Genomic DNA, 12,034 nt, shown 5'->3' with positions numbered 1-12,034 from the left:
GTTGTAGTCCTGAAGATTATAGATGTAGTGTTCTTTCGTGGCCGGCCGACGGGATGACCTTCTCGACGCGGCGATCGAACTGCTCGGGGAGCAGGGAGTTCGCGCGTTGACGCACCGGGCTGTGGACGCTGCGGCGGGGCTTGCCGCGGGGTCGACGTCCAACTACTTCCGGACCAGGGAGGCGCTGTTCGACGCGATCGTGGAGCGGTTCGCGGCGCGCGAGCGGGCGAACTGGGAGGAGCTGGCCACGCACCTGGAACCTCGAACGACTACAGACCTGGCCAGGGCCCTGACCGTCTTTGCCCGCGACAGCGCGGGCCGCAACCGGGCACTGACCTTGTCCCGGTACGCGATCCTCGTCGAGGCCTCCCGCCGCCCCGAGCTACGGGCGCAGCTCGGGGCCACCGGCTCCCGGGTAAACACCTGGTTCGCTACCTGGCTGCGCCTGGTGGGCTCGACGGACCCCGACCATCATGTCCACATCATCGGCAACTACCTGACCGGACTCGTCCTGCACCAGTTGGCGATCCCCGATCCGGACTTCGACCCGACGGCGCATCTCGACGCCCTGCTGGCGTCGCTGATCCAGAGCCAACGCGAGCGGGGTTCGCGGGACAGCGGCTCCTGAGGCGGTTGGGCACCAGGCGCCCCGACGCGTTGGACCGATCACGGCGGCGAGCATGAGCTGCGCGCCTTGTCTCGCCGTGCCGCCCGGACGGCCGCGGCACGGACACTCCGCAGGGCCACCGTCGGCACCACCGTCGAACGCACCGGTCCCAGCCGCTTCGACGCGGTCGACGCCCTGCGTGACATCGCCGACCGAGTTCGGACCGCGTCAGCACGTCGTGAATCCGGGCGACGAAGTTCTCCCCGGCCATGAAGTCCCACGCCCGCAACACCGTCGACCAGCCGGCATCTTCGAGCTGCCAGGCGATTCACTCCGCCCAGCCCCGGTCCGCCCCCGCATAGGAGACGAAGAACCGGATCCGGCCCGTGCCGCCGACCCGGCTCCGCTCGTGGATCCACCGTGATCCCCCATCCACGAGCGGGCGGTCCTGTTGGACTTTGGCGAACGGGGCCTGGCAGATCTACGTCGGGTCGTTCTTGGTGCTCGGCGGCGCGATCGGCGTGGCGGAGAACCTGCCCGGAGTGTCCGCGGCTGGCTTCGTGGTCGCCCTCTCCGCGCTTCTTGTAGGCATCGCTCTCCTCGTGGACGGTCTCCCGCGCTCCTGGAAACGACGGCGGTTGGAGGCGGTCGCCGCTGGCCTCGTCGCGGGGAAAACTGTTACCTCGCCCAACCGGGCCGTGCTGGCGAAGATCCTCTGCCGGCTCGCCATCGGCCTCCCTTCGGCGCCGCGTCGCTTCTCCTCACCACTGGACGGGCTGCGTCAGCGGAACGAGAGCACCGATCCGAACGGTGGGCCCGTCGGTTCGCATTCAGCTCTGCTCGACGACCATCAGCGTGTGGCCGGTGGGGTCACGGAACCAGAACATCGGCGGAACTGGGCCACCCAGCCGCGCCACGTCGGCGTCCACGTCCACGCCGAGAGCCTTCATCGCCGCGTGGGTGGAGTCGATGTCGTCGGTGGTCAGGGTGATCCCGGTCTGCATGGGCGTGATGTCGCCGTCCGGCGGGGACGCGAGCGCGATGCCGGTCGTACCCCCAGGCGGATACACCTCCACCCAGCGGTAGCCGCCGCCGAACGGCGTGTCGGTCCGCTTCTCGAAGCCCAGCGACTCGTAGAAAGCGATCGCGGTGTCCTGCTCGATCGTCGGAACACAGACCAGGCTGATCGCGCCGATCCCGGTAGCCGTGAGCGCCATGCCGCCCCTCCTGAGGTTGTGATGACATCACATACGACCCGGCGCCCCGCCGAAACTCACCGCTCCACGGCCGACGAATCTCGCCCAGCGAGCCCGGCGGCCCGGGCCGATGTCAGCTCGGCGACGCGGGTTCGGATCGCATGGCACCTCCGATCTGAATGGGTGTATAGCTGGTCGAGATGGGCCATGCGCCTCGGCGCCGGCAGGAGGTGGGCGCGGTGGGCGACCCGGCAGTGATCGGTCGCGCAGGGCATGTCACCGTCGCCACTCGTGGCCTCGACGGCGCCGGCGAGGTGCAGGTGAGCGTCCGCGGGGGCGTCGAGACCTACCTCGCCTGGTCCGACGATCCACTACCCAAGGGCGCGCCTGTCCTCGTCATCGGTACCCGAGGGCCCAGAACCGTCGACGTGGTGCCCTGGACGGACACCCCGGCGCTCAACGCGGATCGCTGACAAAGGGAGCACCTCATGTTCGGCTATCGAGTCCCGGCGCCCGACGAGGCGATGCTGATCTCCGGTGGCAAGCACCGCGGCGAGGCTCCGTTCCGGGTCGTCACCGGACACGGCGGTTTCGTGATGCCGTTCTTCCGCAAGGTGCGATTTCTTTCGTTGTCGATGTACGAGGCCGAGGTCGCCGAGACCTGTGTGACCCACCAGGGCATCGCGCTGAACGTCCGTGCCGTCATCGCCTTCAAGGTCGCGCCCGATCCCGAGTCCATCGTCGCGGCCGGCCAGCGTTTCCTCTCCGACCAGGACCAGATGTCGGTACTGGCTGGGCGGATCTTCGCCGGCCACCTGCGCTCGATCATCGGCTCGATGACGGTCGAGCAGATCATCCAGGAGCGGCAGAAACTCGCCACCGAGGTGCTGGACGGCTCCAAGGAGGAGATGGCCCGGATCGGGCTGACCGTCGACGCCCTGCAGATCCAGTCCATCGACGACGGCAGGCTCGGCTATATCGCGGCGATCGCGGCCCCGCACAACGCGGCGATTCAGCGGCAGGCCCAGATCGCGCAGGCGCAGGCCAACCAGGCCGCGGCCGAAGCCGAGCAGGAGTCACAGCGCAAGCAGGCCGAGTACGCGCGGCAGACCGCGGTCGTGCAGGCCCAGTACCGAGCCGAGATCGACAAGGCGCAGGCCGAGGCGGCCCAGGCTGGGCCGCTGGCCACCGCCCGGGTGCAGCGTGACGTCATCGCCGCCCAGACCGAGCTCGCCCAGCGCGCCGCGGACCTGCGCCAGCAGCAGCTCGTCGCGGAGGTCGTCCGCCCGGCCGAGGCGGAGGCCGAGCGGGTCCGCATCCTGGCCCTCGCCGAGGCCGAGAAGATGAAGATCCAGGCCGAGGCCGCGGCGTCCTACAACCGGGTCGCGCTCGACCGGATGCTGATCGACCAGCTGCCCGAAATCGTCAAGCAGGCGGCATCCGGCCTGGCCGGAGCGAACGTCACCGTCCTCAACGGCGCCGAGGGCATCAGCGACATCGCGAGCGGGCTCGTCGGCCAGGGCATGGCCATCTTCGAAGCGCTGCGGGCCGGCGTCCGGCAGCCGGACTACGACGGCGACGACGACCGCTCATCCAAGTCAGAGCTGAGCTGAAGCGATCACCCGGCAGCATGAACGCCTTCTGTAGCTGGTCGCTCCAGGGAGTGGCAGCCTAGGCGCATCGCTGGTGAGGACCGGGGACCCCGGCTGGCGTCCCCGGTCCTCACCAGGACTCGAGATCACCGTCGCCGATGCCTGGGCGCTCCTCGACGGCTGGCCACGGACCGGTGTCCGGACGAGCGGGCTCGCCGGTCACTTCGAGGTCACCTGGTCGGCCGTCAGCCAGCACATCGGGGTGCTCAAGGCCGCCGGCTTCCTGACCGAGCGGCGGGTGGGGACCAGCCGCCTCTACCGCGCGGACGAGGAAGGCCTCGGCCCTCTGCGGGCCGTCGTCGAGGCCGAGTGGGAACAGCGCCTGAACCAGATCAAGGCCCTCGCCGAGGCGGAGCACGCGCGCTCGGAGCACCGGGAGGACCCGTGACCACTGACGTCGTCGAGGTCGAGGTGCTGATCCAGGCGCCCGCGGACACCGTCTTCGGCTGCTTCACCGACCGTGAGGTCCCGGCGTCGGCCGCCGCCGGACGGTTCGGCCCAGAGGCGGCCGGTGGTCAGGGTGCTCATCACCGTCCGGCGCAGCGTCTCGGAGCCGGCGGCGGTGAACAGTTCGCCGGGCGGGGTAGCCTCGGCGGCGGCGAGCGGTCCGGCGGTGCGGGCGCGTTTGGTCTCGACCCAGGCGGCCAGCGCGGGCAGGACCGGCAGCCGTTCGCGGGTGCATTGGTCCATGCGGGCCTTGCGCTGGGACCGGTCCTTCTTGTGCGAGACGTCGCTGGCGCTGACCGGGCAGCGCACCGCCCACGGGAGCCGGCCGGCCTCGCGCTCCCGTCGACTGGCGGTCTCCGGTGCGTGGGTTCGCTGTGGGTGGGAGGGCCGGGGGCTGTGTCCGTTACGGAGGTTTCAAGCGGGGAGCCGGCGTCGCGGTGGGATTTCTTCGTCTCCTACACGGCCGTCGACCGGGGCTGGGCTGGCCGGATCGCTTCACCCGGGGAGCTTGTCGGTAAACGGTCGCCTGTCGACACTGGGCGACGGCGACCCGTAGACCCCTCACAGGGTGTCGACAACCCGCGTCGAAATTCAATGTCGACAAACGTCGCGACCGGCTATTACCGACGCCGTGTTGATCGGCTACGCGCGGGTCTCGACCGCGGACCAGAACGTCGACCATCAAGTCGACGCGCTGCTGCGCGTCGGCGTCGCCGAACGCGATATCCACCTCGACATCGCCAGCGGCGCGAGGGTCTCGCGGCCGAAGTTGGACCTTGTGATGCAACCGCCGCGCGCCGGGCGTATGTCGCCCGGTTCGGGCGACCGGTTGGCGGTATGCGCTGGTCAACGGCGCTGGCGCAGGGCGGTCAGGCGGTCGCGTAGCGCGGGCTCATCGGCCGGCGGCGTAATGATCTCCACGAGTTTCGTGCGGCTTGTGGCGCCGTGTACGAGGGACACATCGGCACGGCGCAGGCCGAGCGCGTCGGCGAGTGCGCGCAGCGCCGCCTCGGTCGCCTTCCCATCGACCGCCCGCGCTGAGACACGCACCACCAGGCTCGGCTCGCCGTCCGGGCCGCCCAGCTCACCGCCGACGGCGGTCTTGCCGGCCCCTGGTCGCACTCTGATCGTCACCCGCACGCGCCCCATTGTCGACGGTGTGGCCTCCGGCCGGGCGCGCCGCCGCCTCATAGGGCATTACCTCAGTGAACTTCACGGTGCCAGCAGCGCCGGGGCCCTTGGCTGGGCCTGAACCCCGGCTGCGCCGCGTCGAGCAGGAGCGCGAGTGTGAGGATGAGGGCGACCGCGAGCGCGGCGCCGGCGAGCACGTCGGTTGCGTAGTGGTAGTGCAGGGCGATCAGGCCGAGGGGTAGGGCGCTGGCGAGGATGGCCGCGAACGTTGCCAGTAGTAGCCGTAGCGTCCGCGGTAGTCCGGCGAAGGTGCCGCCGGGTAGCAGGAAGAGGGTGATGGTGACGGCGACGGCGACGGCCCCGGTGGTGTGGCCGCTGGGGAATGCCAACCCACCGCCCTTGTGTCGGCCGATCAGCGGCTTGAGTACGTACTCGGTCAGTGCCCCGGCCAGTGTCGGGCCGGCTGCGGCGAGGGTCGCGGCCCGCATCCGGCGTAGCGTCAGACAGCCAAGGGCGAGCAGCGTGCACAACACGGTGACGCCGGTCGGGCTGCCGAGTTCGACCAGACGGTTCAACACGGGCCGCGACGGCAGCAGGCGGTAGGCGACGGGGCTGTCGATGCGCTGGTCGACCTTCAGTGGGCCGTGGCTGCCCGCGACCCGGCTGGCGAGGACGCCGACGGTCGTCAGGCTCGGCAGGATGACCAGCCAACAGAACGGGCGTACGACCGGCGGGACGAGCCCGCCAGGGTCCTCGGCACGGTTGGCGCCCTTGACGGGCGCCCGATCGTGCAGTGCGAAGGCGCAGAGCAGCAGCAGGTCGACGCCGAGCACGGTGGCGCCGACATCGGGAAACTCGGGGGTGTTCAACACGGGCTCACAGGCCAGGGCGCCGAGGCTCCCTGCCTTCGCGGAGAGGCTGATGTCCGCGAAGGCGGACGGGATCTGCGGGGCGGAATACGGCGAGATTTCCCAGGAAAGAGTGAACCGTACCTAGCTCAGCTCAGGGTGTGGAGACCGACGTCGGTACAGTAGCCAGTCCCCGCGACGGCCTGCCAGCAGAAGACCTCGGCCGTCGTGTACCCCGGACCTGGGGTGAAGGTCATCGTTACCTCGGACCAGGTGGTGGAGTTGATCGCCCGCGAGACGCCCTTGGCCTCCTCGTCGTAGGCCTTCACCCCGACGTAGGTGCTGTAGTTGCCGGTGTTTGAGCTGATCCAGCCGGTGAGCTCGTACCGTGTCCCAGGCTTGAGCCCTGTGACGATCTGGGAGATTCCGGCCGTCGGCTGACCGGTCATCTGTGCGGCCTTCCCGCCGTTTCGTCCCGAGCTGACGACGGCCGTGTTCCACACCTGGTGGTTCCACGCGTTGAGGGTCGCGTCGGTGAAGGCGCCGTCGGAGACAAGGTTGGGTCCAACGGGTCCCGGATTACCTGCCGGGGTGCTCGCCGAGGTAGCCGCAACCGGTGCGGCCGCCGGTCTGGTCGCCGCCGCCGGGACCGTTGCCAGCGCCGTCGTCGCGGTGCTCGCCGAGGTAGCCGCTGCCGGGGTGAGCGTCGGTGTGGTCGCCGCCGCCGGGACCGTTGCCAGGGCCGTCGTCGGGCCGCGTCGTGGTTGGGTGCTGGCGGCAGGCGCTGAACCGTGGCGGGACACGAGCGGGGCGGTGATGGCGAGCGCGACGACGGCGAGCGCGACGACGGCCGCCACGCCCGCCTGGCGGCGGGACACACGACCGGTGCGCCGAGGCGCCGGGCCCGCGGCGCGGTAACCCGCCGGCCGCGGTCCCGTGGGCTTGGGTGGGACGGTGAGCTGGCGCGGGTCGGCCGGTGTTGTCATCGGCGTGACCGATGCCGAGTCCAGCGGCGTGACACCGGGTCGTCGCCCGGCCGGGGCCGCGAGCGGCATCGGCGGCGCCATCCCGGCGGCTGTTGGCGGCATGGCACCCGCCGGCATGGCGCCCGCCGACGGAGCGGGTATCTCATCCGCCGCGTCGCGCCCGCCCAGGAACGCGGCGCCGGGCGTGGCCGTCAGCATGCGGGCGAGCAGCTGCTCGGTGCTCGGGCGGCGGGCCGGGTCGGGGTCCATCGCGGCGGCGACGAGTCCGCGCATCGGACCGGGGACGCCGGTGAGGTCCGGTCGTTCGTGGACAACCCGGTAAAGGAGGACCTCGGGGCGGCCGGTGCCGAAGGGAGAACGGCCAGTGGCTGCGAACGTGACCACGCCGCCCCAGGCGAACACGTCGGCCGCTGGGCCGACCCGGTCACCGCGTGCCTGCTCGGGCGCCATGAAGGCCGGCGTGCCGGAGGCGTCGCGGGTGAGGTGGGTGGTGGAGTCCAACGCCTGCGCGATGCCGAAGTCGATGACCAGCGGACCGTCGGGCGACAGCAGCACGTTGACTGGCTTGAGGTCGCGATGCACCGCCCCGGCACGGTGAATCGCGCCCAGCGCGGTCGCGACCGCGACCGCGAGCCGCTCAAGGCGGGCCGGCTCGAGCGGGCCCCGGCGGTGGATCTCCTCGTGCAGCGTCGGGCCGTCGACGAACTCCGTGACCAGGTACGGGTGGCCGTCGTCGTCGCCGAAGTCGAGGACCTCGGCGGTGCAGAACCGAGCCACCCGCTGCGCGAGTCGCGCCTCGCGCTCGAACAGCCGCCGGAAGCTGGGGTCGGTGGCGTGCTCGGCGCGGACTCGTTTGACGGCGACCAGTTGGCCGGTGGGAGAGCTGGCCAGGTAGACGCTGCCCATCCCGCCCCGGCCCAGCAGCCCCTCGACACGGTAGGGACCCACCCAGGTCGGGTCGCCGGGGCTCAGCGCCCTCGCTCCTCCCGGGCGAACCGGATGGGGCGTCGCGCTGACGCTGGGCGCGGACGAGAAGGGGGTTTCGTCGGGCGTCACCACGTCCGGGCCATCCGGATGTGCTGTTCCCACCGGCGCTCCTCTGTCCGTGTGGCCTCCCTACGCCCGTTGCCCCTGGGGGACCGGACGATTTCGACCTTTCGACCTTACCGACGCGCCCTGGTCGAAGGCGGCCCGGGCCACCGTCGCGTGGATCGCCTACAACTGGGGCTCGCCGTCTCCGGACTGTTGTGGATCAATCCGATCCGGTAGATGACGTCAGGCCGGGCAGGGGTGATGCGCTTGATCAGGCTGTCGGGACGGTCTCGTCCTGCTGTTCCGGCTCGCCGAGGCTGAATGTGGTGTCGCTCCGGCCGAGGCGGAGGTGCTCTACGTGGTACAGGGCCTGGTCGAGGAGCTCGGCGACGTGGTTGTCGTAGAGGGAGTACACGATCGAGCGGCCCTTACGGGTGGCGACGACCAGGCCGAGATTGCGTAGCAGGCGCAGCTGGTGAGAGCAGGCGGACTGCTCCAGGCCGGCCTCCGAGGCCAGCTCGGTCGCCGGCAGCGGGCCCTCTCGCAGGCGGGCCAGGATCAGGAGCCGCGACGGCGCCGCCAGCGCCTGCAGCGTCGTGGCCACCTGCGCGGCGCCGTCCGCGGTGAGACGAGCGCGCGGAACAGGGTCACCGGGGGGCGCGGCTCCATGACCCATGGCTCCATCCTACGCCGTCACGATGAACGTATGAACCAATGTTCAAATGTTCAGGTAGGGTGATGGGGTTGGACGCTGGTCGCACTCGGCTGCGAAGGACCCCGCCGCGATGTCTTCCACCCTCACATGTCCTGCTTCAGCCCCCGGCGCCGTTGACGGCGCGGTGGTGCCGCGGCGCCGCGGAAGGATCGTGGCGCTGCCCGAGGCTCGCTGGGCGGGCGCGGCGCTGGTGCTGTTCCTGGTTGGGTTGCCGCCGTATCTGCTAGGTGCTCCGGCGTGGGCGTGGGCGCCGCCGTTCGCCGTCACCTACGCCGCCGGTGGCTGGGAACCGGGCATAGCGGGCCTCAGGGCGCTCACCCACAAGATTCTGGACGTGGACCTGCTCATGATCGTCGCGGCGCTCGGCGCCGCGGCGATCGGACAGGTGCTGGACGGAGCACTGCTGATCGTCATCTTCGCCACGTCCGGCGCGCTGGAGGCGATCGCGACCGCACGCACCGCGGACTCGGTGCGCGGGCTGCTGGACCTGGCCCCGGCCACCGCTACCCGCGTGGCCGATGACGGGATCGAGGAAGCGGTGCCTGCCGGGTGGCTGCGGGTGGGCGACACCATCCTGGTACGCCCCGGGGAACGCGTCGGCGCCGACGGCCGCGTGCTGGACGGGGCGAGCGAGGTCGACCAGGCCACCATCACCGGTGAACCGCTGCCGGTGACGAAGGAGCCAGGGGACGAGGTGTTCGCCGGCACTCTGAACGGCGCTGGGGCGCTGCGAGTGAAGGTCGAACGGGACCCGTCCGACTCGGTGATCGCCCGGATCGTGGCGATGGTGCAGGCGGCATCCGAGACGAAAGCCCCGACCCAGCTCTTCGTCGAGAAGGTCGAACAGCGCTACAGCCTCGGCCTGGTCGCCGCCACGGTGGCGCTGTTCGCCCTGCCCCTGCTGTTCGGCGCTCCTCTGCGGCCGACCTTGCTGCGGGCGATGACCTTCATGATCGTGGCTTCGCCGTGCGCGGTGGTGCTGGCGACCATGCCGCCCCTGCTGTCCGCGATCGCCAACGCCGGCCGCCACGGCGTTCTGGTCAAGTCCGCCGTCGTCATGGAACGCCTCGCGCAGGTCGACCAGGTCGCCATCGACAAGACCGGGACCCTGACCGAGGGCACCCCACGGGTGACGGACATCTGGCCGCTGGCCGCCGCTGGCCTCGATGAGCGGGAGCTGCTGCGGATCACGGCAGCGGCCGAGCATCCCAGCGAGCACCCCCTCGCCCGTGCCATCGTGGACGCCGCAAGGGTCCGCAACCTTCCCGTGCCGCCGGTATCCGAGTTCCGCTCGGCCCCTGGCACCGGCGTGACCGCCACCATCGAGGACAGAGTGGTCGCGGTGGGCAGCCCCGCCCGGCTGCTGGACGGCCGCGACGACCACCCGGCCGCCGCCGTGGCCGCCCACCTCGAAAGCGACGGCCGCACCGCCGTCCTGGTCGAGATCGACGGCACCCCGGTCGGGCTGATCGGGATCGCCGACCGGCTGCGCGCGGACGCCGCCGTCAGCGTGGCCACGCTGACCGCGCTCACCGGCAACGCGCCCGTGCTGGTCACCGGCGACAACCCGCGCGCGGCAGCCCGCCTCGCCGACGAGGCCGGCATCACCGACGTCCGCGCGGGGCTCCTGCCTCAGGACAAGGTCACCGCCATCACCGGGCTCCAGCAGGCCGGACACAGGGTGCTCGTAGTCGGCGACGGCGTCAACGACGCCCCTGCCCTCGCCGCAGCCCACACCGGCATCGCCATGGGCCGCACCGGCTCCGGCCTCGCCCTGGAAACCGCCGACGCCGTCGTCGTCCGCGACGAACTGGCCACCATCCCAACCGTCCTGGCGCTCGCCCGGCGGGCCCGCCGCCTGGTGGTGCAGAACCTGCTGATCGCCGCCATGTTCATCACCGGACTCGTGATCTGGGACCTGAGTGGCTCCCTGCCGCTGCCGATAGGTGTCGCCGGGCACGAAGGCTCCACCGTCATCGTCGGCCTCAACGGGCTACGCCTGCTCGCGGACGCCGCCTGGCGGCGCGCCCGTACCGGGTCGGCCGATGAGCCACCGAGGAAGGGCCAGATCGCCGTCCCGCGTCACCGGGAGGATGCTGCGACCCGCAGCCGCCGTCGCGGCGGGACAACAACGAAGAGCCCGACCCGACCTGCACACCCGGCGCGCTGAACCCAGCGGTCACTCAGGCCACGATCGGCTCGACGGTCTGCAAGTCCGGGTGGACGGCCACGATCCGCCCGCCGACGTCCTACACCAACAAGATCAAAAGCGAGGCGATCGCCGCTTACGGCGCCTATGCCGGCACCGCGATGGGCAGCTACGAACTCGACCACCTGATCTCCCTGGAGATCGGCGGTTCGCCGACCGCGGTCGCGAACCTGTGGCCCGAAAAAGGGGAACACAACGACAAGGACCCCGTAGAGAACGCGGCCAAGCGCGCGGTCTGCTCCGGCCAGATGACCCTCGCCGACGTCCAGGAGAAGATCGCGACCAACTGGGTCGCGCTCGGCCACGAACTCGGCGTCACCGGTATCCCCGCCTCCTGAATGAAAGGGCCTGCGCGGTTCGGCCAGGGCTCGGCTCTTCGGGGGCGCGCGACGGTGCGTCGTGCGCGTCCGTGGCAGCCGGGGTCGATGGCTGGGAAGCCGCCGGCATGGGCGCGCCGCCGTGCACGCCGGACGGCTTACGGCGTCGCTGTCGTGTGCCTCGGGCTGTTTACTGGGCACGTTCCGCATGCAGCCCGGGTGCGCCGATGCCGCGCTCGTCCAAGCCTTGGCTGGGCTAGCTGCTGTTCGGCTTGTTCGCCTCGTCCGGGCGGTAGACCGTGATCCACTGCGCCACGTCGGCCCTACGCCAGACACGCCCGAGTCCCGGCTCCCCGGCGGGCTGGGGGAAGGTGGGACGCAGCGTGAGCTGGTAGCAGCGCGGTCCGGGATCGCCCGAGGCGACCATCAGGTATCCAATGCCCACGAGGCGCGCGCCCCGGAGGCCCTTACCATCCGCATCGGTCATCGTAGAGACGGTAACTGACGGGTCGGACACTGTCTATGTGACGAGTGTCGGCTAAGATAGCCGATCGCCTCAGCCCAGTCTGCCAGGGCACCCGCCGCCGGATCGACGGGCCTGCGCTGCGCCTGGTCCGACTGCCACCGAGCAGCGTCAGAGCGCGGCAGATCCCAAGCGGCGCCGGGCGCCGAGCACCTTCCCGGGTTCCGATGGCCGTTTGGTGGAGACGCCGCCGCGGCCGCCTTCGTCTCGGCCGTCCCAATCGGGTTCCGCCTGGTTGGCGGGGAGGCCACGGGGAGAGCCCGTGGGTGGTGGCTGACCCGTTCTACCGACATGATCACACGGCATTCCCAGGCATAGATCAAATGATCAAGTTGTTGAATGACGATTCCCTAATCCCTGTCGGTCGCGCC

The 12,034-nt window shown here is 70.9% G+C and carries 12 protein-coding genes and 1 pseudogene; 7 read left to right on the top strand and 6 right to left on the bottom strand.

What is annotated here, in order from left to right:
• The first annotated feature begins 37 nt into the window (after positions 1 to 37).
• Positions 38 to 628: a TetR/AcrR family transcriptional regulator gene (locus FRADC12_RS11155; RefSeq protein WP_045876598.1), complete on the top strand. Its 591-nt coding sequence runs from the start codon at positions 38 to 40 to the stop codon at positions 626 to 628.
• A gap of 809 nt (positions 629 to 1,437) precedes the next feature.
• On the opposite strand, the gene FRADC12_RS11150 is transcribed toward FRADC12_RS11155, so the two are convergent.
• A complete protein-coding gene (locus FRADC12_RS11150) occupies positions 1,438 to 1,824 on the bottom strand; it encodes a VOC family protein (protein WP_045876597.1) in 387 nt (128 codons plus the stop codon).
• Positions 1,825 to 2,042: 218 nt separating this feature from the next.
• Between FRADC12_RS11150 and FRADC12_RS11145 the strand changes: the two genes are divergently transcribed.
• From FRADC12_RS11145 to FRADC12_RS29555, 4 genes and pseudogenes are all read left to right on the top strand, one after another.
• Positions 2,043 to 2,276: an NfeD C-terminal domain-containing protein gene (locus FRADC12_RS11145; RefSeq protein ID WP_084011311.1), complete on the top strand. Its 234-nt coding sequence runs from the start codon at positions 2,043 to 2,045 to the stop codon at positions 2,274 to 2,276.
• Positions 2,277 to 2,291: 15 nt separating this feature from the next.
• Positions 2,292 to 3,416: an SPFH domain-containing protein gene (locus FRADC12_RS11140; RefSeq protein ID WP_045876595.1), complete on the top strand. Its 1,125-nt coding sequence runs from the start codon at positions 2,292 to 2,294 to the stop codon at positions 3,414 to 3,416.
• Between the two features lie 73 nt (positions 3,417 to 3,489).
• Entirely contained in the window at positions 3,490 to 3,843 is a 354-nt protein-coding gene (locus FRADC12_RS11135; protein ID WP_052710845.1) for an ArsR/SmtB family transcription factor, read from the top strand.
• Positions 3,844 to 4,470: 627 nt separating this feature from the next.
• Positions 4,471 to 4,695: pseudogene (locus tag FRADC12_RS29555) on the top strand (recombinase family protein); the annotation flags it as partial.
• 53 nt (positions 4,696 to 4,748) lie between these two features.
• Here the strand turns inward: FRADC12_RS29555 and FRADC12_RS11130 are convergent.
• The 4 genes from FRADC12_RS11130 to FRADC12_RS11115 all read right to left on the bottom strand — a co-directional run bounded on the left by FRADC12_RS11130 (position 4,749) and on the right by FRADC12_RS11115 (position 8,575).
• The gene (locus FRADC12_RS11130; protein ID WP_052710844.1) at positions 4,749 to 5,042 is read right to left on the bottom strand and encodes a DUF167 domain-containing protein; all 294 of its coding nucleotides are present in this window, start codon (positions 5,040 to 5,042) and stop codon (positions 4,749 to 4,751) included.
• Between the two features lie 62 nt (positions 5,043 to 5,104).
• Positions 5,105 to 5,902, bottom strand: a complete 798-nt coding sequence (locus tag FRADC12_RS11125) for a phosphatase PAP2 family protein (RefSeq protein WP_198152862.1) — start codon at positions 5,900 to 5,902, stop codon at positions 5,105 to 5,107.
• A gap of 128 nt (positions 5,903 to 6,030) precedes the next feature.
• Complete coding sequence (locus FRADC12_RS28340; RefSeq protein ID WP_157488804.1) at positions 6,031 to 7,956, bottom strand: protein kinase domain-containing protein; 1,926 nt, start codon at positions 7,954 to 7,956, stop codon at positions 6,031 to 6,033.
• Positions 7,957 to 8,170: 214 nt separating this feature from the next.
• Positions 8,171 to 8,575, bottom strand: a complete 405-nt coding sequence (locus FRADC12_RS11115) for an ArsR/SmtB family transcription factor (RefSeq protein WP_045876593.1) — start codon at positions 8,573 to 8,575, stop codon at positions 8,171 to 8,173.
• Positions 8,576 to 8,765: 190 nt separating this feature from the next.
• On the opposite strand from FRADC12_RS11115, the gene FRADC12_RS11110 reads away from it, so the two are divergent.
• Both FRADC12_RS11110 and FRADC12_RS28335 read left to right on the top strand, forming a co-directional pair.
• Entirely contained in the window at positions 8,766 to 10,784 is a 2,019-nt protein-coding gene (locus FRADC12_RS11110) for a heavy metal translocating P-type ATPase (RefSeq protein WP_283215122.1), read from the top strand.
• A gap of 140 nt (positions 10,785 to 10,924) precedes the next feature.
• A complete protein-coding gene (locus FRADC12_RS28335; RefSeq protein ID WP_052710841.1) occupies positions 10,925 to 11,161 on the top strand; it encodes a hypothetical protein in 237 nt (78 codons plus the stop codon).
• A 235-nt stretch (positions 11,162 to 11,396) separates the two neighbouring features.
• Here the strand turns inward: FRADC12_RS28335 and FRADC12_RS11100 are convergent, their stop codons facing one another.
• Positions 11,397 to 11,627: a hypothetical protein gene (locus tag FRADC12_RS11100; protein ID WP_084011310.1), complete on the bottom strand. Its 231-nt coding sequence runs from the start codon at positions 11,625 to 11,627 to the stop codon at positions 11,397 to 11,399.
• Positions 11,628 to 12,034 lie beyond the last annotated feature (407 nt).

Origin of the sequence: Pseudofrankia sp. DC12 (assembly GCF_000966285.1) — a bacterium.
GTDB lineage: Bacteria > Actinomycetota > Actinomycetes > Frankiales > Frankiaceae > Pseudofrankia.
This window is presented reverse-complemented; position numbering and strand designations above follow the sequence as displayed.